Annotated in this window: 20 protein-coding genes; 15 read left to right on the top strand and 5 right to left on the bottom strand. The window is 49.9% G+C overall.

The genetic code is table 11. The annotated features are described in order from the left end of the window. Nucleotides 1-2 precede the first annotated feature (2 nt). The 12 genes from Pan161_RS27950 to lptB all read left to right on the top strand — a co-directional run bounded on the left by Pan161_RS27950 (nt 3) and on the right by lptB (nt 14,179). Nucleotides 3-1,370 carry a quinol:electron acceptor oxidoreductase subunit ActD gene (locus Pan161_RS27950; RefSeq protein ID WP_145232016.1) on the top strand — a complete coding sequence of 456 codons (1,368 nt, stop codon included), beginning with the start codon at nt 3-5 and terminating at the stop codon, nt 1,368-1,370. 60 nt (nt 1,371-1,430) lie between these two features. Further along, nucleotides 1,431-2,672 carry a quinol:cytochrome C oxidoreductase gene (locus tag Pan161_RS27945; protein WP_145232015.1) on the top strand — a complete coding sequence of 414 codons (1,242 nt, stop codon included), beginning with the start codon at nt 1,431-1,433 and terminating at the stop codon, nt 2,670-2,672. A 50-nt stretch (nt 2,673-2,722) separates the two neighbouring features. Further along, the gene (locus tag Pan161_RS27940) at nt 2,723-3,052 is read left to right on the top strand and encodes a hypothetical protein (protein ID WP_145232014.1); all 330 of its coding nucleotides are present in this window, start codon (nt 2,723-2,725) and stop codon (nt 3,050-3,052) included. 50 nt (nt 3,053-3,102) lie between these two features. Continuing rightward, nucleotides 3,103-3,906 (top strand): SCO family protein, encoded by an 804-nt coding sequence (locus tag Pan161_RS27935; protein WP_232103527.1) that lies wholly within the window; start codon nt 3,103-3,105, stop codon nt 3,904-3,906. Nucleotides 3,907-4,005: 99 nt separating this feature from the next. Next, the gene (coxB, locus tag Pan161_RS27930) at nt 4,006-5,004 is read left to right on the top strand and encodes a cytochrome c oxidase subunit II (protein WP_232103526.1); all 999 of its coding nucleotides are present in this window, start codon (nt 4,006-4,008) and stop codon (nt 5,002-5,004) included. 109 nt (nt 5,005-5,113) lie between these two features. Then, complete coding sequence (locus Pan161_RS27925; protein WP_145232011.1) at nt 5,114-6,832, top strand: cytochrome c oxidase subunit I; 1,719 nt, start codon at nt 5,114-5,116, stop codon at nt 6,830-6,832. Further along, the gene (locus tag Pan161_RS31175; protein WP_232103525.1) at nt 6,832-7,914 is read left to right on the top strand and encodes a cytochrome c oxidase subunit 3; all 1,083 of its coding nucleotides are present in this window, start codon (nt 6,832-6,834) and stop codon (nt 7,912-7,914) included. The genes Pan161_RS27925 and Pan161_RS31175 overlap by 1 nt, the downstream gene beginning before the upstream one ends. Nucleotides 7,915-8,003: 89 nt before the next feature. Next, complete coding sequence (locus Pan161_RS27910; RefSeq protein ID WP_145232010.1) at nt 8,004-8,552, top strand: cytochrome C oxidase subunit IV family protein; 549 nt, start codon at nt 8,004-8,006, stop codon at nt 8,550-8,552. 105 nt (nt 8,553-8,657) lie between these two features. Continuing rightward, the gene (locus Pan161_RS27905) at nt 8,658-9,302 is read left to right on the top strand and encodes a cytochrome c oxidase subunit 3 (RefSeq protein WP_145232009.1); all 645 of its coding nucleotides are present in this window, start codon (nt 8,658-8,660) and stop codon (nt 9,300-9,302) included. 231 nt (nt 9,303-9,533) lie between these two features. Beyond that, nucleotides 9,534-11,282 (top strand): signal peptidase I, encoded by a 1,749-nt coding sequence (gene lepB, locus Pan161_RS27900; protein ID WP_145232008.1) that lies wholly within the window; start codon nt 9,534-9,536, stop codon nt 11,280-11,282. A gap of 134 nt (nt 11,283-11,416) precedes the next feature. Continuing rightward, nucleotides 11,417-13,279: a signal peptidase I gene (lepB, locus tag Pan161_RS27895; protein WP_145232007.1), complete on the top strand. Its 1,863-nt coding sequence runs from the start codon at nt 11,417-11,419 to the stop codon at nt 13,277-13,279. Between the two features lie 117 nt (nt 13,280-13,396). Continuing rightward, entirely contained in the window at nt 13,397-14,179 is a 783-nt protein-coding gene (gene lptB / locus Pan161_RS27890; RefSeq protein ID WP_145232006.1) for an LPS export ABC transporter ATP-binding protein, read from the top strand. Nucleotides 14,180-14,182: 3 nt separating this feature from the next. Here lptB and Pan161_RS27885 read toward each other — a convergent pair whose 3' ends face one another. The 5 genes from Pan161_RS27885 to Pan161_RS27865 form a co-directional block, all read right to left on the bottom strand. Then, nucleotides 14,183-15,286 (bottom strand): beta-ketoacyl-[acyl-carrier-protein] synthase family protein, encoded by a 1,104-nt coding sequence (locus Pan161_RS27885; RefSeq protein WP_145232005.1) that lies wholly within the window; start codon nt 15,284-15,286, stop codon nt 14,183-14,185. 199 nt (nt 15,287-15,485) lie between these two features. Continuing rightward, entirely contained in the window at nt 15,486-15,692 is a 207-nt protein-coding gene (locus Pan161_RS27880; RefSeq protein WP_145232004.1) for a hypothetical protein, read from the bottom strand. Nucleotides 15,693-15,762: 70 nt separating this feature from the next. Further along, nucleotides 15,763-16,650, bottom strand: coding sequence for a DUF6677 family protein (locus Pan161_RS27875; protein WP_145232003.1), 888 nt, complete (start codon nt 16,648-16,650; stop codon nt 15,763-15,765). A gap of 262 nt (nt 16,651-16,912) precedes the next feature. Beyond that, a complete protein-coding gene (locus Pan161_RS27870; protein WP_145232002.1) occupies nt 16,913-17,695 on the bottom strand; it encodes an SDR family NAD(P)-dependent oxidoreductase in 783 nt (260 codons plus the stop codon). A gap of 381 nt (nt 17,696-18,076) precedes the next feature. After that, on the bottom strand, nt 18,077-18,409 hold the full coding sequence (locus tag Pan161_RS27865) for a HesB/IscA family protein (protein ID WP_145232001.1): 333 nt from the start codon (nt 18,407-18,409) through the stop codon (nt 18,077-18,079). Between the two features lie 443 nt (nt 18,410-18,852). Here Pan161_RS27865 and Pan161_RS27860 point away from each other — a divergent pair, with 443 nt between their 5' ends. From Pan161_RS27860 to Pan161_RS31170, 3 genes are all read left to right on the top strand, one after another. Continuing rightward, nucleotides 18,853-19,872, top strand: a complete 1,020-nt coding sequence (locus tag Pan161_RS27860; protein ID WP_145232000.1) for a 3'-5' exoribonuclease YhaM family protein — start codon at nt 18,853-18,855, stop codon at nt 19,870-19,872. Between the two features lie 69 nt (nt 19,873-19,941). Next, a complete protein-coding gene (gene dapF / locus Pan161_RS27855; protein WP_145231999.1) occupies nt 19,942-20,781 on the top strand; it encodes a diaminopimelate epimerase in 840 nt (279 codons plus the stop codon). 96 nt (nt 20,782-20,877) lie between these two features. Further along, nucleotides 20,878-21,369: a DUF2752 domain-containing protein gene (locus Pan161_RS31170; protein ID WP_145231998.1), complete on the top strand. Its 492-nt coding sequence runs from the start codon at nt 20,878-20,880 to the stop codon at nt 21,367-21,369. Nucleotides 21,370-21,412: the final 43 nt, after the last annotated feature.

Raw genomic sequence — 21,412 nt, 5'->3', positions numbered from 1 at the left:
TTATGGCGACCACAATCGAACAACCAGAAAAAATAAAAGCAGAACCCCAGTTACTCGGGTTACTTGCCGAGTTCGATGATCCTCATGCGTTGATCGAAGCATCTAAGAAAGTTCGCGATGCCGGTTACAGCAAGTGGGATACTCACACTCCCTTTCCTCTACACGGCATCGATGAAGCGATGGGCATCAAGTGGACGATTCTGCCCTGGATCGTGGCCTGCTGTGGCCTGATGGGGGGAACGATTGCCGTCGGCATGCAGTACTGGATGAACGCCGTCGATTATCCATTCATAATCAGTGGCAAGCCGCTTTTCAGTATTCCTGCCAGTATCCCTATTACATTCGAACTTTCCGTTCTGCTGTCCGCCTTCGGTGCGTTTCTGGGAATGTTGGGATTGAACCAGTTGCCGAAACTATACAATCCGATGTTCAAATCACAGGCTTTTCGCCGTGTGACGAATGACCGGTTCTTTATCAGTATGGATGCAACGGATCCGAAATTTTCTGAAATTGACACCGGTGAATTTCTGAAATCATTGAATCCCCTGCATGTCGAAGATTTCTGGTCCGACGTGGAATCACCCAAGCTGCCTCGCTCTCTGGTTCTGGGGCTCAGCCTGGTGGGTGTGCTGTTAATCATGCCTCCTGCACTGGTCGCCTACAAACGATCCACGACAACGAATACACCCCGTATTCACATTGTTCCCGATATGGACTTCCAGCCCAAACTGAAGACTCAAAACACAACGAGCATCTTTGCCGATGGTCGTGAAGTACGACCACATATCGAGGGAACCATTCCCCGCGGTCAGTATAAAGACGATAATATTCCGTTCTACTATGGTCTGAAAGTACTGCCGGAAGACCAGGATGTCATCACGATTGCCGTGCAGGATGAACAGAAGCCTGCTGACGAAAAAGCCGCTGATGCCAAGCCAGCGGATCCCGCTGCAGCAGCTGCAGAAGTTGATAAACTGGCGAAGCTCCCATGGGTAACGGAATTTCCCATGCCGGTCACTGATAAAATGATGGCTCGTGGAAAAGAGCGTTACAGGATTTACTGTTCAGTCTGTCATGGTCTGGGTGGAGAAGGCGATGGTCTGGTTTCGCTGCGTGCCATGGAATTACAGCAGGGAACCTGGGTTCGCCCTGCGTCTTACCACACTGAAAATGTTCGTAAGCTGCCAGTAGGCCGTCTATTCCATACCATCAGTAACGGCGTTCGCAAGATGCCCGGTTACGCTGCACAGATTCCTCCGGAAGACCGCTGGGCCATCGTCCTGTATTTGCGAGCCCTGCAGAAAAGTCATCAGATCGATGCAAAAGATCTGCGCAAAGAAGAAGTAGAGAAACTTCGAACTACAAAATAAGTCAGTCGTTACGACACACAACTTGTTGAATTTAATCTCGTTGTAAAAACAAGAAACGTTATGCAAACTTCACCTGATACTGACAATAAGATTCCCGTTCAAACCCTGGCTGAGCTGGGTCCCCTTCCCATGAAAGTGGCGCTGGGCTGTTCGGTCCTGCTGCCGGTCGCTTTCGTACTGGGAATGATATTCACGAACGGGTGGGATCTGTTTGCCTTCTCTTACCTGCAGAGTACGTTTTTCTGTCTGAGTATCTCACTGGGTGCTTTGTTCTTTGTGATGATTCAGCAGCTCACGCGGGCCGGCTGGAGTGTGGTTTTACGTCGCCTGTCAGAGTTTATTTCCATGGGTGTGATTCCGCTGTCAGTACTGGTACTGCCGATCGTCATTCTGACATTGATGGGAAATGATACGCTGTATCAATGGGCTAACACTAAGACCGTTGCCGATGATCATCTGCTGCATGCGAAATCGCCTTATCTCAATACCGGGTTTTTCGCTTTGCGTTATCTGATTTACTTCGGGTCCTGGATCTTTCTGGCCCGGTATTTCCTGAATAAATCGGTTGCCCAGGATGCAACCGGCGATCCTGAACTGACACTGTTGATGGAACGCCGTAGTGGCCCCGCGCTGCTGTTGTATGCCTTCACGCTGTCTTTTGCAGCCATTGACTTTCTCATGTCTCTGGATGCCCACTGGTTCAGTACGATTTTCGGCATTTATTACTTCGCCGCCGGTCTGGTAGGCTTTTTCAGCTTCCTGGCCATCAGCCTGGTATATCTCCGCAGCAAGAATTTGTTAAAAGGGCCCGTCAACGTTGAGCATCTGCATGACGTTGGTAAGTTGCTGTTTGCCTTCAACTGCTTCTGGGCTTATATTGCGATTTCACAATACCTGTTGATCTGGTACGCCAATATTCCTGAAGAAACCAGTTTCTTTCTGCCTCGTCAGGAACAGGGATGGGGCGTGGTCTCATTGACGCTGGTCATCGGCCACTTTGCGATCCCGTTTGTGTTCTTCATGTCACGCTGGATGAAGCGTAATCCCGCGGCACTCTGTTTCTGGGCCGTTTACCTGCTGATTATGAACTGGATTGATATTTTCTGGCTGGTCATGCCAAACATTGCTTTTGACGGCGTGAAGTCAGCAGTGACCTTCCAGATGATTCTGATTAACGTGTGTTGTACAATAGGAGTTGGTGGTATCTTTGTCGCGGGAATCCTGAAGTTCGCCGGTGAAAAATCACTGATGCCGGTCCGGGATCCACGGCTGGAAGAATCACTCAAGTTTCACAATATTTAATTTTCGTCTGATCAAATGGATCAGCGCCTTCTAGAATAAGAGAATAAACTATGTCGGGTCATAAAGCAGCCTATGATGATCTCGATACAACGATGATCGCATATGTTGGCGCCGTTGGGACCATCATCACGTTTTTCATTGTATTCGCGGTTGCCGCGCTGGACATGTCGTTTGAAAAAAAACAAAACGTCGAGAAGGTGATCGAAGTTCCGGAAGTGAATTCCGATAGCATTCTCGCCAGCCAGGCTGCTGCCTTAACGGAATACCGCTGGATTGACCAGGATAAAAAAATCGTAGCAGTGCCCATAGACCGGGCAATGGAACTTACCGTTCAGGAAGAACAGGATAAACAGAAACAGGTTAAAACCAAAACACCATGAAACCGTTTGCATCTTCCATTCTGGTTCTCCTTTTCTGGGTATGCAGTAGCATGCCAGTGCGGGCAGATCGTATGGAACAGGCTCCCAAAGATATTGAGAAGCTGGATGTCATCGAGCATCTGGATACAAAATTACCTTTGGATCTGCAGTTTCAGGACAGTAACGGAAATCAGGTGACGCTGGCCGATTATTTTAAAAAGGATCGTCCCGTTATTCTGTCACTGAATTATTCCAACTGTCCGATGTTGTGTTCTTTACAACTCACAGCACTGGTCAGAGGGTTAAAAGGATTAGAGTGGTCGGCAGATCAACAATATGATTTCGTCTCTGTCAGTATTGATCCGAAAGAGACTCATCAGCGGGCAAATTTAACAAAACAAAAGTACTTCAAGGAATACGATCGTGCAGGCACATCCGGTGGCTGGCATTTTCTGTGTGGTCAGCAGGCAGCGATTACAAAATTAGCGGAAGCGATGGGAGTTCAGTATCAGTATGTCGAGGAGCGGAAAGAATATGCTCATCCGGCTGTTTTACTGGTTTGCACTCCCGATGGTCGTATTTCCCGCTATCTGTATGGAGTTTATTTTCCCGAACAGACTTTGAAACTGGCATTAGTAGAAGCATCAGAAGGTAAAATTGGTTCTACGATTGATCGGTTTTTGCTGTTCTGTTTTCACTATGATGCAGACAGTGGTCGGTACGCTCCGACGGCACGAAATATTATGAAAATTGGTGGGTTTGCAACCGTCTTTATCCTGACTGTGGTTTTGATTCCCTACTGGCGGGGACGCAAAGGCAGAGTAAAAATGGAAGCGGCACCCGGGCAGACTCATGAAGCGACCGGGGGAACCTGAACCGTATCAGGACCCTCTGTCAAAGGAATTTGTGTTTTAATCAGATTTGGTTAATACATTGAATATTTTAACACTCAACAGTTGAATGTGTGAATACAGATGAAACTATTCATCCCTGAATTATTAGCGAATGCGGAAGCCGGTTTCTGGTTCCCGGCTCAAGGCTCCACAGTGGCAGAGAATGTCGACTCTGTCTACTTCTTCATTCTGTGGGTCTGCACGTTTTTCTTCGTGCTGATCGTCGGACTGATGCTGCTGTTTATGGTAAAATACCGTTATCGGCCTGGCGTTGAAGCGGTCAATACCGCTACGCATAATCTGACACTGGAACTTTCCTGGTCAGTCATACCGACTCTGCTGACTATCGTGATGTTCTGGATCGGCTTTACTTCCTACCTGGATATGCGAACCCCTCCCGCTTCGTCCTATGAAATTAATGTGGTCGCGAAAAAATGGGTCTGGGCTTTCCAATACCCTAATGGCTGGATCGAAAGTGAACTTCACATCCCCATGGATGAAAATGTCACTCTTACCATGTCATCGGATGATGTGATTCACAGCCTGTGGATTCCGGCGTTCCGCACCAAAATGGATGTGGTTCCCGGTCGCTACACGCAGGAATGGTTTAAAGCCATCGCTCCTCCTGAAGGATCCGAAAAGACAAAGTACCCACTGGAATATAATTTAATGTGTTCCGAATACTGTGGGCAGAAACACTCCGAAATGATCACCAAGGTGATTGTGCATGAAACACGTGGCGATTTTGATAAGTGGCTGCAGAACGCTTCCGATATTCACAAAAACAAAACAGCGGTCGAAGCCGGGGAATATTTCTATAAATCTCGAGGCTGTATTCAATGTCACTCACTGGATGGCGTTACCAAAAACGGACCGAGTTTCAAAGGGCTGTTCGGCAAGCAGGAAAAACTGACTGACGGATCAACGGTTGAAGTTAATGAGAATTACATTCGTGAATCCATTTTGGAGCCACAGGCTTCAGTGGTTGCTGGTTTCCGGCCGATCATGCCGACTTTCAAAGGGCAGTTAACCGACCAGGACATTACTGCGATCATCGAATTCATCAAAGCTCAGAAGTAGTGGCGCTGGTGATTCGATTTAATAAATAAAAAAAGCGAGAATTTGTTTCTCAATTGTGTTTCAGGATTTTTAATCCGACCTTATTTGAAATTATTCAGGAGGCTGGAAGATGGCAACAGTAGTTGACTCCTCCAATCCAAAATCAGATTTCCCGATTCAATACCGTGAATTGAATTATTTAAATTGTACAAAAGGCTGGAAGAGCTGGTTTTTCACCCTCGATCACAAGCGCATCGGGATTATGTACCTGATCGGTGTGACCGGTGCCTTCTTCCTGGGGGGGCTGTTTGCCGTCCTGCTGCGGACAGAATTGCTGCGTCCTGAAAAAATATTTCTGAGTGCGGATGGCTACAATCAGATGTTTACCCTGCACGGTGCCATCATGACCTTCCTGGTGATCATTCCAGGGGTTCCGGCGGCGATTGGAAATATCATTCTCCCCGTCATGCTGGGCGCGAAGGATGTCGCCTTTCCCCGCATGAACCTGGGTAGCTTTTACCTCTGGATGTTCGGTGCCGCTTTCTTCCTGGCAGCTTTGGCGCTGGGGGGACTGGATACTGGCTGGACCTTCTATACGCCTTACAGTGTCTACACGGGGACTGCCGTGCGGACCGCGCTGCTGGGGGTCTTTATTCTGGGATTCAGTTCGATTTTTACCGGATTGAATTTCATTGTGACCATCCACACCATGCGACCACCGGGGATGACCTGGTTCAAGATGCCACTGTTTCTGTGGGCCTTGTATGCAACTGCTTTGATTCAGGTTCTGGCGACTCCCGTACTGGGGATTACCGGCCTGTTGTTGATTGTGGAAAATACGTTCCAAATTGGGATTTTTGATCCTGCTCTGGGCGGAGATCCGGTGTTATTCCAGCACTTCTTCTGGTTCTATTCACACCCTGCAGTTTACGTAATGATTCTGCCGGCGATGGGTGTGGTCAGTGAAGTGATTGCTGTTCACAGTCGCAAACATATTTTTGGTTACCGCTTCATTGCTTACAGTAGTATCGCGATTGCCATCTTCGGCTTCCTGGTCTGGGGACACCATATGTTTGTCTCCGGTCAGTCTAAAATGGTCGCCGTGGTGTTCTCTGCGATTACCTTTAGTGTCTCAATTCCATCCGCGATTAAAGTCTTTAACTGGCTGACGACCATGTATAAAGGTTCGATCCGCTTTACGACTGCCATGTGCTATGCTCTGGCGTTCCTGTTCATCTTTTCAATCGGTGGTCTGACAGGATTGTTCCTGGCAACTCTGGCAACCGACATCCACCTGCATGATACCTACTTTGTCGTCGCTCACTTTCACTATGTGATGATGGGCTCCTCGCTGGTTGGTCTGTTCGCTGCCATCCACCACTGGTGGCCTAAAATTACCGGCAAGATGTTCAGCGAGTTCTGGGGACGTATTGCCTGTCTGGGTGTGTTCCTCGGGTTCAACCTGACGTTCTTCCCACAGTTCCTGCTCGGAACACGGGGGATGCCTCGCCGGTATTACACTTACCTGCCAGAATTCCAGAATCTGCATATTCTGTCAACCTGTGGCGCTTATCTGCTGGGACTGAGCTCGGCGTTGATGGCCGCCACTCTGATTTACTCGGTGTATCGTGGCAAACGAGCTCCCGCCAATCCCTGGGGCGGTGCCTCACTGGAATGGCAGTGCTCTTCACCACCACCAGGCAATAACTTCGACCATCCTCCTCTGGCCGGTGATCCCTATATCATGGAATCCGTTGTCTACAATGAGGAAATCGGAGGTTACGTTCCCGTTGAATGTCAAGGGGCAAACAAGAACTCTGTGACCGCATCAGGAGATAAAGAAGCTTAATGAATACCGCGGCCACCACTCCAACAGACGAGCACGCAGACAGCCACGATCATGAGCACCATGATCCCCGGTTGGCGCATCACTTTGATTCTCACCAGCAACAGTTCGATACCGGGAAACTGGGTATCTGGATCTTCCTGGTCACCGAAGTACTGTTCTTCAGCGGCCTGTTCGGCTTTTATGCCGTTTACCGTTCATTGCATCCCGAAGTATTCCTGTACGCCAGCCAGTTTCTGGATACAACATTGGGGGCAGCGAATACCGTGGTTCTGCTATTCAGCAGTCTGACGATGGCCTGGGGGGTGCGTTGTGCCCAGCTGGGACAAACGCGAGGCCTGCTGATCTGTCTGGTCACGACTCTGGCCTGTGCTGCTATCTTCCTCGGTGTGAAATCATTTGAGTATACTGAGAAGGCACACCATCATCTTTTGCCAGGGACAGCCTATCAGAGCCCCGAGCATCATGAAGCGTCGGCCCCCGTTGCAGCAACTGATGGTAAGACTGCCACGGCAACTGAAAATGCTGAGTCCGCTGAAGCTACAGCCCATGATGATCATAGTGATGAATCGTTGTTCGAAAAAACCAAACATACACTCTCCTACATGTCATTAGTCCTGTGGGTGGTGATTGTGATTTCCGGAATCGCTTTTGGGGCGCTCATCAAGAATCCTGGAAAAAAGACACTGGCAACAGTGGCTGGTTGTTTTCTGGTCTCGGCGATCGGCATGCAGGTCGGAGCGTATTCCAGTATTGCCTATCATCAACTGGGTCATTCAGAAAAACCAACCGATGAAGAAATCCTGTTGGACGAGACGGTACCAGCCGAATATGCTGCACAGAAAGAAAAGATTCCCGAGCCCATGCTGGCACGAACGTTCTTCAGCGTTTATTTCTGCATGACCGGTGTGCACGCAATCCATATTATTGGCGGCATGATCGCGATCAGCTGGCTGATTGTCAGAACGGTACATGGTGCGTTCACAACCTATTACTTCGGCGCGGTTGATTTTATCGGACTCTACTGGCATTTGGTCGACCTGATCTGGATCTACCTGTTCCCGCTGTTGTACCTGATCAATTAGCGTTTTAAGAATTCAAGAGTTTAACCACATTTGTGAGAGGCAACTTCGCTTCTCAGCAGTTTCAAGATAAAGAGACGAAAGTATTCATCATGTCAGATCATGTTGAAAGTGATGCTCACGCAGAAAATACACAAAGCTGCCACGTACATATCGTACCGGTCAAGGTTTTGATTGGCGTTTTTCTGGTATTAGTGGCTTTGACTGTGGTGACTGTGGAAGCAGCCAAGTTTGACACCGGGCGTCTGGATGTGATCGTCTCGATGGCGATTGCAACTGCCAAAGCCTCACTGGTCGTCTTTATCTTTATGCATCTCTGGTACGATAAACCGTTAAACCGGCTGGCATTCTTCTTTTCAATCGTGTTTGCGGCCTTTTTTCTGTGTATGATTCTACTGGATTCTCATGCCTACGATGACTACGTCAAAGGTTACTCAGAAGATAAGCCTCCTGAACTTTTAGTGAAAGAGCCGGCAGCAGCCGCTCCTGCAGCGCCGGCAGTGAATGCCGGTACTGACGCGAAACCAGCACCCGAAACGCAGGCTGTCCCCGCTGAAAAATCAACGACTGAAAAGAAGCCCGCCTCCGCCGAAAAGCCGAAAACAGACAAAAAGCCCACGCCAGAAACGTCTGACAAATAATCAGATAGACTTTCACGGGTCGCTTCTCGAAAATATGATGATCCGCCAACGGATTTTATCAAATTATCATCAGCGTTTCTGCTTGTTGATCAAAAGCAGGTGAGCATGCCAGCCGACCGGAGTCAGAGATGGAGAGATCGTCTCGCGCTGTTATTTACCTCACGGGATCGCTTAAGCCAGCGAGATTTTGGGCTGGCCATTTTTCTGTTTAGTACAGCCGTTTTATTTATCGGCGGACTGCTGGCTTATGTCATCGTCCGTTCGAATCTGGCGCAGCAACATGAACCGGTCAATCTCGTAATTCCCCCCGCGCTTTGGCTGAGTACGGTTCTGCTGATTCTGGGAAGCATTTCCATTCAACGTGCTGTCTATTATGTCAGGCATGAAAAACAGCAGCAGTTTCGTAACTGCCTGAACCTGACCTTTCTGCTGGGAGGCGCTTTTTTTGTCATTCAGACGATTGGACTGACTCACCTCTTACAACAGCATTCGGATATTTTGCTGAGCCTCAAAGATACGAAAAATGCCGCGAATTATCCCAGCAGTTATGGTGCGTTGTTTACATTTGTATTAGTACATGCACTCCACTTTTTCGTCGCCTTCGGATTTCTGGGGTTCGTAATTTATAAAGCCTATCTCTATCTGTATGATCATGAATATAACTGGGGCGTCCATGCCTGTGCCGTCGTCTGGCATTTCCTGGGTGTGATCTGGATCTGCATGCTGCTGCTGTTCTATGCGATAGGATAATTCGTATCCCATTTCACTGGCGCGTCTCGCATTTTATTGTGCAGATCTCAGATGAGCCTGGAGACGCTACCGTAAAGCTGGATACTGTCTAAGTCACCGCAATACAATGTCTTAAGTACGCTGCAGCAATTATTCCCTCTGATCAGGGGGGGAGTGGGTGAACCGCTATTTCCTCTGCCCTGTTGGTTTTACTAAAATAGATTCCCAGTCGTAATTCCGCCTGGAAACCGGATGCCGGTTCTACCGTTTCTCTATTTGTCTGTCACGATGCAACACACTTCCCGTCAACTCGAAATTCAAGCGGAAGAGTTGCCGCAGCGATCCAGCCTGTTTCGGCTGGTGCTGGAGTCCGTGGCTACACTGGCAATCGCCGTCATTCTCTTCCGGACTTTCGCTGCGGAAGGTTATATGATTTCGACAGGCTCGATGGCGCCTTCTCTCTTGGGTTACCATAAGCAGGTTACCTGTCCCCGCTGCCATTATTCGTTTACCTATGGCGTAGCCTATGATGATTCCGTCTCCACCAACCGGATACAGGACCCAGCCGCGGACGGACAGGGATTTCAACAGGCCGGGCAGTATGCAACTTGTCCCAACTGTGATACCAATTCCATCGATCTGGCTCAGGTGCCCCGTAACGAAGGTGACCAGTTGCTGGTGTTTAAACACGCTTACTACCTCAAGCCCCCCGAGCGGTGGGACGTGGCGGTATTTCAAAATCCGATGAAGCCAACCCAGGCGTATGTCAAACGGGTGGTGGGTTTACCGGGTGAAGCCGTGCAGGTCAAAGACGGGGATTTGTATATCAATGGGGAAATCCAACGCAAAGATTTAAAAACGCAACGTGCTGTTCGGCTGCTGGTTCACGATCATCGGTTTGAGCCCTCAGAAGACGACTTTTTTCAACCCCGCTTTTTTCCAGTAGAAGCAGATTCAGAGCAGGCACAAAAACAGCCGGGCTCAGCAGCCTGGCAGGAACAGCCCGCTGGTTTCGTGTATGCGTCAGACAGCAATGACAATGACGCAGACGCGTGGTCCTGGGTCAGGTACCAGCATTGGATGAGGCAGGGCGGACATTATCAGACAGAAGTTCCACTGGAAAAGTGGCCGGAAGAAATCGAAAAACCGGAACCGGTGCTGGCTGCCATTCAGTATGACGAATTGAAACAACGGCTGTCCTGCAAAGGAGCAATGCCGGCTGAAGACTGTCATCGACTGCTGAACCAGACAGAAGATGACGCGTTTCGATATGCCGTCGCTTTACTGTATGAAAAATCGCATGTGGCCCCCGTGCTGGATCGATATGCCTATAACTCCGGAGTTGAAAATCAGACCGCGATTCCCGTACACGATTTTCTGTTTGCGTGTGACCTGCAGGTGAAGTCACCCGCGGGGGAACTGGTGATTGAATTGTTCGACGGTCAGCATCACTTTCGGAATATCATCGACTTCAAACAGAGGCAGATCAATCTGTTTATCGACGATCGAACACAGCCGATTCGTACCGGACCGTTGCGCAGCGACTTTCGCTCGCAGCCCGTCAAACTGGAAATGTCGGTGATGGATCGACAGGCTCTGTTTGCCATCAATGGAGAACTGGCCTACCAGCCTCTGCTCTTCAGTAAAAATTCAGAGCAGCGTGAGGAGATTCGGATTCCCCTGCAGTTTGGTGCCCGCGGCGGAACCTTTCAACTGACGAACGTGAAACTGTTTCGCGATATCCACTATACGCGTGGTAAAGCCCTGCATGGGGTTGATGAACCATACCAGCTGGATCAGAGCAGCTATTTCATGCTGGGCGATAACAGTCCGGTTTCGCTCGACAGCCGTAGCTGGGCAGACGGAAAAGTAGACCAGAAATACCTGCTGGGCAAGCCGTTTCTCGTGCATTTACCTTCGAGGCAGGGCGAGGTCAAAATAGGTGATCAGATAGGTCACATCCGCATTCCAGATTTCACCCGAATTCGCTATATTCACTAGTAGAAACGCATTTATTTTACAGAAATATTTAGAAAACAGTTCATAAATCAGAGCCCGCAGCGAATGATCAGATCTGACACACCGATTTGATCCACCAGGTGTCCGGGCATTTTAGATTTGACAGGTTGTCGGCAATGGCCAAAAAAATTGAAAAAGCAAAACTGAAAAAAGTTTCGAATGAGCAGGTTGAGAAAAGCAATACAGAACCGGAGCAGGGCAAAAGTCGCCACAATGAGATGCGCGATACGATAGAATCGATCATTATTGCCCTTGTATTTGCTTTTGTGTTTCGCGCCTACTCAGCCGAAGCGTTCGTGATTCCTACAGGATCGATGGCTCCGACTCTGTATGGACGACATAAAGAACTGCACTGCGCCGAGTGTGGTGTGAAGTATGCTGTGGGAGCCAGCGATGAACTGGTCGAAAAATCCGAGTACTATCTTCCGGACAACAAAGTAACCGGTGCCTTCTGCCCGAACTGTCGTTACTACACGAACCTGCAGGATGCCATGCCCTTTACCGGGGACCGCATTATCGTCAATAAGTTTCCCTTTGATTACGGAGATCCCGGTCGCTGGGATGTGATCGTTTTCAAATATCCGGAAGCCTCGCAGACGAACTACATCAAACGACTTGTCGGACTGCCTGGTGAAGAACTTCAGATTTCCCGTGGGGACGTCTATGCCCGTAAAAATGAAAAAGAACCGTTCCAGATTCTCCGCAAAGACAATTTAAACAAACAACTGACAGTTCAGCAGCTCGTCTATGACGATGATTACCCGCCGCGCGAAATTCTGGAGTATGGCTGGCCTGAGCGCTGGTCTCCCATGCAACAGGTCAAACCGGTTGAGACGCGCTTTGAAGACCTCAAGCAGTCTACCTGGGAACTGGATCGTGAAACGCGGGCTTATCAGTTCAAAGGCATAGCGGGCAAAGCCGAAAAACTGGAATGGCTCCGCTATCGGCATATCGTACCCCGTCAGTCGGAATGGGCATTGCTGCAGGAAAACCCTGAACTGTTCACACAGACGATGCTCTCTTCTCCCCCCCAGTCCCGACTGATCAGCGATTACACAGCTTACAATAACTATTCGGGTGGGTCCTCTTCCGGAGCATTTACATACGACGCCGCATTCTGGGTCGGAGATCTGACACTCAGTTTTGATGTCGAGATCCAGTCAGAAGCAGGCGAGCTGCTGGTTGAACTCATGCGGGGAGATCGACATTTTCGGGTTCGCTTTGATGTCAAAACCGGTCAGGCCAAACTGTATTTTGTGGAGGATTTCCCCAACCCCGAGCCAGTCGAAACTGAGCTGACCACGGTTGAAACAGAGCTCAAAGGGAAGGGCGGCTATTCCGTCATGTTAGCGAATGTGGACCAGAGGCTCTGCCTGTGGGTGAATGGGTCTGAAGTGGATCTGGGGACAGCGACGCAATACCAGCCTCCGGTTTCACCAGCACCCCGCGAGGGTGATCTGGCACCAGCGGGTATAACGGGGGTTGGCATCGAATTTACTGTTTCGCATCTCATGCTGCAGCGTGACATTTATTATCGCGCGGATGAGTATTATCAGAATCAGGAGTACTCCGGCGATCGCAGGCACTTATGGGAACTGCTCTGGGATCCTGCTGCCTGGAGTCGACAGTATGAGGATCACCGCCAGCAGGTCCGGTTTGATAAAATGTCCGATGAGGAGTTCTTTGTGCTGGGTGATAACTCCGCCCGCAGTGCCGACAGTCGGCTCTGGGGGAATTCACGTCAGGCAGAGCACCGGCATGCTGTTCCCCGTTCTGCTCTGGTCGGGAAGGCTTTTATGATCTACTGGCCACATGGAATTCCGTTTATGAATGATGGGCGAGGCTACTCACCCACTGCTGGCCCACTCAAGCGGTTTTTCTACCATCAAACGCGTCCGGGAGTTTATCCTGATGATCCTTATGCCAAACTGTCGATCCCCTTTTATCCTAATTTTTCCAGGATGAAACGTATCCGGTAAGCTCATATCATACTTTGACAATGTGTTTGAAATCGATATTCAGCCGAATGGCATAATTTAGTAGAATCACCACTCACGTGAGTTTTGATTGCGGTTTCGTCAAGGAGGACGAGTACGATGGCATTACTGGAATGTGTGGGTCTGGTGAAAGATTATCCTGGCAAACGGGCCGTGGATGGTGTCGACTTCTTCGTGGAGCGGGGCGAGATCGTCGGGCTGCTCGGCCCGAACGGAGCCGGCAAAACGACCACCTTCCGTATGGCTTGTGGGATGGTTGCTCCGACCAAAGGCCGCGTGTATCTCGAAGGCAATGACGTGACGAAGTGGCCTATGTATAAACGGGCCCGGCAAGGCATGGGCTACCTGCCTCAGGATGAAAGCGTCTTTGTGAAACTTTCAATCGAGCAGAACATTTATGCCATTCTCGAATTTCTGGATGTAACCCGCAAGCAGAGGCATGAAACGGTTGACCGACTGCTGGACCAGTTTGGTCTGACAGCGAAACGCAAACAGATTGCTTCCACACTGTCCGGGGGAGAAAGGCGACGGCTGGAAATCGCACGCTGCCTGGGCAGTTCTCCCGAACTGATCCTGCTCGATGAACCTTTTACCGGGATTGACCCGGTCACGATCCATGACATTCAGGACATCATCGCTGATCTGCGCGATGACGGCATTTCGATCCTGCTGACCGACCACCGGGAACGGGAGACGTTAACCATTACCGACCGCAGTTATATCATTTCCGCTGGACAGGTACTGGTCAGCGGAGACGCGGAAACCGTGCTCAGTGATGCTTCTGCCCAAGCCCTCTATTTTGGGAAACGGTTCGACAAAGGTTCGATCATCGAAGGGCGGGAAGCCTTCGGTACACGTGGTGCTGATCGCGAGGCTGCGTGAATCTTACGATTCGTCCCGGTAACGACCAGGCTGCCATCTCAATGCCGCACGACCAATACACATCGAGTCTGTCAGGCGATCCATGCAGATGCCTGCTGCGGGCAGCAGGATCAGATCTCCGGGATTCACAGGAGCATGATCGTTATTTTCCACCACTTCATCCAGCCGCGCCAGAATGGTGGGAATCGTTGATGAGATCGAATTCCCATAGTTCGGCAGATTGTTGAGGAAGTCGGCGGAAATGGGAATCTGCTTTGCCGCAGCGATCATGGCTTTTAACAGTTTGCCACTGGGCTGATGGGGGGCAATCAGAATACGTTCCGTTGTGCCGGAAACTTCTTCGTACGACTTCAGACAGGCTTCGAGCATCAGATCAACGCCGTTCAGAAACACGGATTCGCCATCCATATGCATGACGAGTTTATGCTCCGGCTGTCCCCGGAAGTCGTACATATCTCCCTGTTCGGTCCAGAACAGAGGCATATCTGCTTTTCGGCGTTCGTCAGGAATATATTCGGTTGATGTTTCGACATGCAGCAGGGTATGTCCGGGACCACTCCACAACGTCGTGCCAGTAGCGCCGGCAGAAACGATCCCGCAGAATGCCTTGTCTGAGGAATCATGCCAGTGTTCGGGGGTTTCGACGGTCAACAGGGGAATGTGCACGCCGGCGGGCTGGTCTAAAAGCAGCCTGGAGGCACGGTTCAGCAGCTCGATAAATCCGACGCAGCCGTAGTTTAAGGCGATAAATCGCTCGGAGGGGACCCCCAGTTTTTCAGAGAGCTGATCGCACAGCTGACGGGCAGACTGGTTGCGGGTATGCGAATGGCACAGCAGGATTGCCGGACAGTCAGCCCAGTCAAAGCCGACGGTCAGTTGCAGTTTTTCTGCAATCGCAGTCGCGATATCCAGTGGTGAAAGATCCGGCTGCAGCAGGCGTCGTGTTTCGATGCCCGTAGAGCGACTGATCGCTTTCACGCTGGAAAAACCCGCGCTGAAACCCTGGTGAGAGAGCGTATAGACACTTTCATTATCTAATAGTTCAAACAGATCTGTGTGATCTGCCAGATCTACGACTTCTGTCAGTGCAAATCCATTGGTCTGCATAAAATAATCCCAACCTCGCAATTGCAGAAAGGGAATCCGTAACCCCGCAATCGTCTGAGTATGTGCAACATTTGCCTAAAGTGCAATTGAATATAAATAAATGAGAATGTTTTTTTAGCAAGTCAAAAAGTTTCTGCTGCATACTTTAGCATGGCGAGATCCGGGATATATCCGGTGCAGAAAACTGGTGCCTGCCTGTTCACAGGTTCCACGAAAGCAATGCCAGTAAAGTCATCAGCGCTCCCATGATTATAACAGATGTGAAAAAAAACCTGATCGATCGTTGAATAATGATTTGCGGTATCTCATACCGCGTGGCGTTATAGACCAGACTGATCACTGCCAGCAGCGGAATCAGATACACTACCGCATTGACCTGATTGGCAAAAAGTAGTGAAACGGTCATTTTCTCATAACACCTTTTATAATAAAAACAGGATACTTGGAATCCAAACTGTTAAGGGAGATTTGAGGAATCAGGACTTTACAGGCTCCGGCTGTTTATCATCCGGTTTCAATTCTTCTTCATCACCTCTGCCGTAAGCGGGGCCTTCAAACGCATCCCAGATAGCCAGCAGGTTTAACAGGCCGGCAATCCAGGTGAAAACCACAGCAAATTCATACCGTTTCCCTAATTTTTTGTTGATATCATCCAGCTCATGGTCGGTGAGTGGCATTTCAAACCAGTTCAGGAATGAACGTGGAATTGAGCCTTCAATATGGCCTGTATCAGTACGTCTCCCATTGATCTCACGCACAACCGCACATTCGAGAGGACGGTTCTGATCTCCCCCCAGAGGTAGCCCGATCCCCACAGGGTCCGCGAGTTGTAGCGTTTCAATCGGTTTGTTATCCAGGGTACCTTCAAAGGTCCCTGAAACTTCAGGTCCAAATTCACCGGGCACAGTGTCCAATTTAATATAACCGTCCAGTTTGCCGTTGATGTTATTACCATCATTGCCGCGATCCAGCAGGGTGCCCTGGAAAGGTGCTTCCAGAGGAAGTTCCATGCGATAGGGGTGTGATTCAAAAAAGCTGGCATCAGCGCCCTGTCGCGCAACATTATTAGGGGATGCCATTTTGTTAAACCGTCGAGTCTGGATCAGTGCGGGAAGTGCTGGCAGACCAACTCCCACCTGTGCAAAATAGCCCAGGTTTCGTTTTCCCTCCCGGGACTGATAGTACACGGTCTTCCAGTCTCCCAATGCCATGCCGCAGAAGAAAGTACTCAGGATACAGAAACAGTAGATGGCAGCTTTAAATGTTCTTCCCTGATAGAAGTGTCCTGCACCTGGAATGAGGAATGCCAGAATCGCGGCAACTACCGGATTTTTTAATTCGATTTTTTTCTGACTCTCAGTCATTTCAGGATCCTCAGGGAATACCTTTGCTGTTCAACGTATCTGGGGTGTTCGCTTTTCAGGGGCTGATCTTAGTGGTAACCCGACCAAATCAGAAGCGTAGACGAAAATTTATCGCAGACCCAGGCTCCAGCGTTGGTGTCTCATAGTGTATCTGATGGTGGATAAAAGGACTAGACCAACCTGAAGTCTTTATGAAATAAGGAGTTGAGAGATTCTGCTCCGGCAGGAAATCAGGTTGGCATGTGAGTCCGTTTGCGGGGGGTTACTGGCCTCCCTCAGAACGGTTTGACCACCAGGGCAGGCTGATCCCACCATCGATCGTCGATGTGCCACCCGTCATGTAATCTGCATCGGAGCTGGAAAGAAAGGTGACCAGCTTGCCGACTTCATTAGGCATTCCCAGGCGTTTCCAGGGAATATTTTCTGCACCAGCCTGTAGCTGCTCATCGGTGAAGAATTTTCGTTCCCCGGGGGTATCAATCCAACCGGGATGTACGGTGTTGACGCGAATCTTATACTGTGCAAATTCGATGGCAGCAGTTCGTGCCATATGATCGATGGCTGCTTTGGCCATGTTGTAAGCCGCGGAAGTCGGAATGGCGATGACCGCGTGAGGCGAACTGATGACTACGATGGAACCGCCATTACCTTGTTTTTTCATCTGGCCAGCTGCGGCACGCACACCAAAGAAGGCACCCCACATGGTGACATCGATGGTTCGCCGGAAGCCTTCCATGTCTGCTTCCAGAATCAGCTCACGATCACTGTAAGCAGAATTAGAAACAAACAGATCCAGACTGCCAAATTCTTCAGCTACTTTCGCGACCGCGGCCTCTACCGATTTCTGGTCGGAGACATCGGCCTGAATCGTGATGGCCTTTACGCCGTACGAACGTGCTTCTTCAGCCGCTTCTTCCGCTTCTTCAGGGTGAGAGCGATAGTTGATGGCGACGTTGGCCCCTGCTTTGGCCATTTCTATTGCACAACCCCGCCCGATTCCCCGGGAGGCCCCTGTTACGAGCGCATTTCGCCCTTCCAGCTTCATGGTTTTACTTCCTTAAGTCTGTTGTTCCGTTAATAATAATCTGAATTGCACTTCAGAGAGACTTCTGCTGCAACTGCAAACCGATGCCGACAGAATTCTCTACCGAAAGTAGACACGCTGATGGGGAGCTGTCTGCAAGGCATCACTCTGCGTTCCACACAAGTGACTCTGCAGTGATATCTTTACGTCGCTGAGACGGATTGATTCCCTGTTGACCCATTCTCCGTAACCAGTTCTCTGGGAACGAGGCTCGCATCACTTATTACTGTAAACAGGCGCGGCCGTAAAACAAAGAAAACCGAGGAGCATTATCTGCTCCTCGGCAAAATCTTTCCATGTCTCAATCAATCGCGATTCTCTGTCGCTGAGGGGGTAGCCGTCTCAGGCAGAGAAACTGCTGCCGCAACCACAGGATTTGACCGCGTTGGGGTTGTCGAATGTAAAACCGCGTTTTTCGAGGCTTTCGTAGTAGTCCAGAGTGGTGCCGTCCAGATAGAGATCGCTTTTTTTGTCGACGACGACTTTGATCCCGTGTTGTTCGGAAAGGTTATCTTTTTCTTCATCCACGTCATCTACGAAGCGGAAATCATATTGGAATCCACTACAACCACCAGAAGAGATTCCGATTCTTAACATAGAACCTTCAGCGACCTTCTGGTCTTCCATATATCGCTTCAGTTCTTTGGAAGCATTTTCAGTAATTGTGACAGCCATGGAAATAAGTCTCCAGTTTTAAAAAATAGTTGGGTAACTTTACCTTTGAATATTTGAAATCGTCGAAAAAGGTCCCGGATCTCAAAAATGCTCCAGAAATCCGTGAGCCAATGCACCTTATTTTCGCTCCTGATATTATAGCAGGAACGCCATCTTTTCCGAGATGCATTTTTGATGGGAGCGATTGAATCTTACGCTTTTTTGTAAGTAACGGCATTATATCACTTTATTCTACGGTAAATCCAGCCGTTACCGGGGGATTTTCCCTCAAACCGGGGGATAATCCCGGGGGATAATCAGGGGGCATGGTCCTCAGGATTAAGTGGACTGTTTTGTCCTGAATTACTGCCTGTTGGTGAACAGACTGTTTTGCACTCTACCGGGGTCTAGCCTAAAATAATGAACGGTATCATTTTCGGACTCGTTTGCCAGAGGATTTCTGCATGAATCAATCTCACCCATTAATGCTGTTGAGCGAAATGGAACCCGGTCAGTTCGCTGACAGCTTCGTGTTACTGGTTTCCCGCGAACGCGCGACAACCCGGGATGGAAAGCCGTATTTTCGTGTCCAGTTTCGCGATCATGCACTCACTGCGACGGCCATGGTCTGGAGCGACACTCCCTGGTTCGAGGATTGCGAAGCCAAATGGGCTGAGGGAGAATTTTACAAAGTCCGTGCCCGCTATGCTGAAAGCAAATATGGCCCCCAACTGGACATCGATCGGATCCGGCCTGTCAATGCGGATGATACTGCAGATGGCTTTGATCCGGGGCTGTATTATTCGCGTTCCCGTTTTGCGAGTGAAGACATGTTCGCTGAGCTGACGGGAATTGCACGGGAGCAGATCACGGAGATCCCGCTGCAGAAACTGGTGCTGGAGATTCTGGCGCAGTATGAGGATCAGATCAAAACCATAGCCGCCGCCAGTAAAAATCATCACGCCTTCACAGGTGGATATCTGGAGCACGTGTTATCGGTAACGAAGACCGCCTGTTTTCTGGCTGACAAATACCTGGGCTATTATCAACAGATGCAGCCTGCTTTGAATAAATCTCTGGTTATCGCCGGTGCGATTCTGCACGATATCGGTAAACTGACCGAACTGGAATATCGTCCGCATGGCTCCCGCTATACACCTGCTGGGCGACTGATCGGGCATATCCTGCTGGGCCGGGATCTGGTCCGCGAACATGCCGCTCGGATTGAGGATCTTAACCCGGAGACCTTACTGCGACTGGAACACATGATTGTATCGCATCAGAATTTACCGGAGTGGGGTTCGCCGATTGCCCCGCATACACCGGAAGCATTACTGGTACACTATGCAGATGACATCGACGCCAAATTTCATATGATGGCGACCACACTGGAAAATATCCTGCCCGGCAACGAAGATGAGTTCTCCGGTCGAGACAATGCGCTCCGCCGCAGCATCTTTCTGGGACTGAAGTCCACGGAATAAACCGGAAAACAAACTCAGAGCACCAAGGCAGAGACTGACTGTATTTATTTTGAGAATAGAAGACCGACAATGAAATTTACGAAGATGCACGGGGCCGGCAACGATTATGTTTACGTCAACTGTTTCGAAGAGACGTTACCACAGGATATCGCTGGTCTGGCGGTTGCCGTCAGTGATCGCCACACGGGTATCGGTTCCGATGGACTGATTCTGATCTGCCCTTCCGAAAAAGCAGACGCTCAAATGCGGATGTTTAACGCGGATGGAAGTGAGTCGGAAATGTGTGGGAACGGCGTGCGTTGTGTTGCCAAGTATGTCTACGATCATGGCATCGCAAAGCAGCAGACATTAAAAATTGAAACCGGCGCGGGGGTGCTCAGCCTCGACCTGGAGCTGGCTGGATCGAAGGTCGGTCAGGTGCGAGTGAACATGGGGAAACCGATTCTGAACAGCGCCGAGATTCCGACGTTACTGCCGGGAGATCCCCCGGTCAACGCCCCGCTGGAAGTGGGAGGGCAGACACTGAAAGTGACCTGTGTCTCCATGGGAAATCCACACTGCATTACCTTCGTTGACGAATTGAATGATCACTGGGTGCACGGCATTGGACCCCAGGTGGAAGTCCATCCCGCATTCCCCAGGCGGGTAAACGCCGAGTTCATTGAAGTCGTGTCACCAGCCGAGCTGAAGATGCGCGTCTGGGAACGAGGCTCGGGGGAAACCCAGGCCTGTGGCACAGGCGCCTGTGCCTCAGCAGTCGCGGGAGTGCTGACTGGCCGGTCTGAAAGAAATGTACTTATCCACTTGCCGGGTGGCGATTTACGTCTGGAGTGGGCTGATACAGATGAAGTGTTTATGACAGGTCCTGCGGTCGAAGTGTATCAGGGGATCTGGAGCGGACCGCAGTAGCTCAGGCGGGCTGCCGGAACGGAAGACTTATTTTTTGAAATGGTCTTGCAGTAAAATAATAGAACTGATAAACAACGGCTTCTCTCATTTCTCAATATGAATTCCAATTTAAAACCTACGGCTAATTCGACAGACAGTTCTTTGCTGTCAGCATTGCGTACGCTGCATCCGGGGATTTCCATCGGATGGAGGATGCGTTTACTGCTGATAGTCTGGAGTCTGTTTCTCATCGCAGGTTTTGGAGTGGCCACTCAAATGACACCGGATTCAGGTGGATCTGGTACCCGTCAAAAACCTGTTTTTGCACCTTGCATTATAAAAACTCGATTCTCCATTCCCTGTCCCAGTTGTGGGATGACAACTTCCTTTACACATTTTGTTCGAGGTCAGATCCGTCAGTCTGCCGAGGCCAATACTTCTGGTCTGGTGCTGGCAGTAGTCTGCCTGGTGATGATTCCCTGGTCCTGGATCAGTGTGTATCGCCACAGGCTCTGGCTGGTCTCCCAACCTGAAACCTGTCTGCTCTGGTTGATCTGTAGTCTGGTATCGATCACAGTCATCGAGTGGGCATTTCGATTGAATTTTTAACATATGATCTCGCTGGATTCCCGGCGAGATCACCAGTCCCTTC

Origin of the sequence: Gimesia algae, from assembly GCF_007746795.1 — a bacterium.
GTDB classification, from domain to species: Bacteria; Planctomycetota; Planctomycetia; order Planctomycetales; family Planctomycetaceae; genus Gimesia; species Gimesia algae.
Note: the sequence above shows the minus strand (reverse complement) of the source record. Positions and strands in the feature narration are given on the sequence as shown.

What these genes read in the sequence shown, in the direction of transcription:
- Pan161_RS27950 (WP_145232016.1), top strand. Translation starts at nt 3, where the DNA reads ATGGCGACCACAATCGAACAACCAGAAAAAATAAAAGCAGAACCCCAG.
- Pan161_RS27945 (WP_145232015.1), top strand. Translation starts at nt 1,431, where the DNA reads ATGCAAACTTCACCTGATACTGACAATAAGATTCCCGTTCAAACCCTG.
- Pan161_RS27940 (WP_145232014.1), top strand. Translation starts at nt 2,723, where the DNA reads ATGTCGGGTCATAAAGCAGCCTATGATGATCTCGATACAACGATGATC.
- Pan161_RS27935 (WP_232103527.1), top strand. Translation starts at nt 3,103, where the DNA reads ATGCCAGTGCGGGCAGATCGTATGGAACAGGCTCCCAAAGATATTGAG.
- coxB (WP_232103526.1), top strand. Translation starts at nt 4,006, where the DNA reads ATGAAACTATTCATCCCTGAATTATTAGCGAATGCGGAAGCCGGTTTC.
- Pan161_RS27925 (WP_145232011.1), top strand. Translation starts at nt 5,114, where the DNA reads ATGGCAACAGTAGTTGACTCCTCCAATCCAAAATCAGATTTCCCGATT.
- Pan161_RS31175 (WP_232103525.1), top strand. Translation starts at nt 6,832, where the DNA reads ATGAATACCGCGGCCACCACTCCAACAGACGAGCACGCAGACAGCCAC.
- Pan161_RS27910 (WP_145232010.1), top strand. Translation starts at nt 8,004, where the DNA reads ATGTCAGATCATGTTGAAAGTGATGCTCACGCAGAAAATACACAAAGC.
- Pan161_RS27905 (WP_145232009.1), top strand. Translation starts at nt 8,658, where the DNA reads ATGCCAGCCGACCGGAGTCAGAGATGGAGAGATCGTCTCGCGCTGTTA.
- lepB (WP_145232008.1), top strand. Translation starts at nt 9,534, where the DNA reads ATGCCGGTTCTACCGTTTCTCTATTTGTCTGTCACGATGCAACACACT.
- lepB (WP_145232007.1), top strand. Translation starts at nt 11,417, where the DNA reads ATGGCCAAAAAAATTGAAAAAGCAAAACTGAAAAAAGTTTCGAATGAG.
- lptB (WP_145232006.1), top strand. Translation starts at nt 13,397, where the DNA reads ATGGCATTACTGGAATGTGTGGGTCTGGTGAAAGATTATCCTGGCAAA.
- Pan161_RS27885 (WP_145232005.1), bottom strand. Translation starts at nt 15,286, where the DNA reads ATGCAGACCAATGGATTTGCACTGACAGAAGTCGTAGATCTGGCAGAT.
- Pan161_RS27880 (WP_145232004.1), bottom strand. Translation starts at nt 15,692, where the DNA reads ATGACCGTTTCACTACTTTTTGCCAATCAGGTCAATGCGGTAGTGTAT.
- Pan161_RS27875 (WP_145232003.1), bottom strand. Translation starts at nt 16,650, where the DNA reads ATGACTGAGAGTCAGAAAAAAATCGAATTAAAAAATCCGGTAGTTGCC.
- Pan161_RS27870 (WP_145232002.1), bottom strand. Translation starts at nt 17,695, where the DNA reads ATGAAGCTGGAAGGGCGAAATGCGCTCGTAACAGGGGCCTCCCGGGGA.
- Pan161_RS27865 (WP_145232001.1), bottom strand. Translation starts at nt 18,409, where the DNA reads ATGGCTGTCACAATTACTGAAAATGCTTCCAAAGAACTGAAGCGATAT.
- Pan161_RS27860 (WP_145232000.1), top strand. Translation starts at nt 18,853, where the DNA reads ATGAATCAATCTCACCCATTAATGCTGTTGAGCGAAATGGAACCCGGT.
- dapF (WP_145231999.1), top strand. Translation starts at nt 19,942, where the DNA reads ATGAAATTTACGAAGATGCACGGGGCCGGCAACGATTATGTTTACGTC.
- Pan161_RS31170 (WP_145231998.1), top strand. Translation starts at nt 20,878, where the DNA reads ATGAATTCCAATTTAAAACCTACGGCTAATTCGACAGACAGTTCTTTG.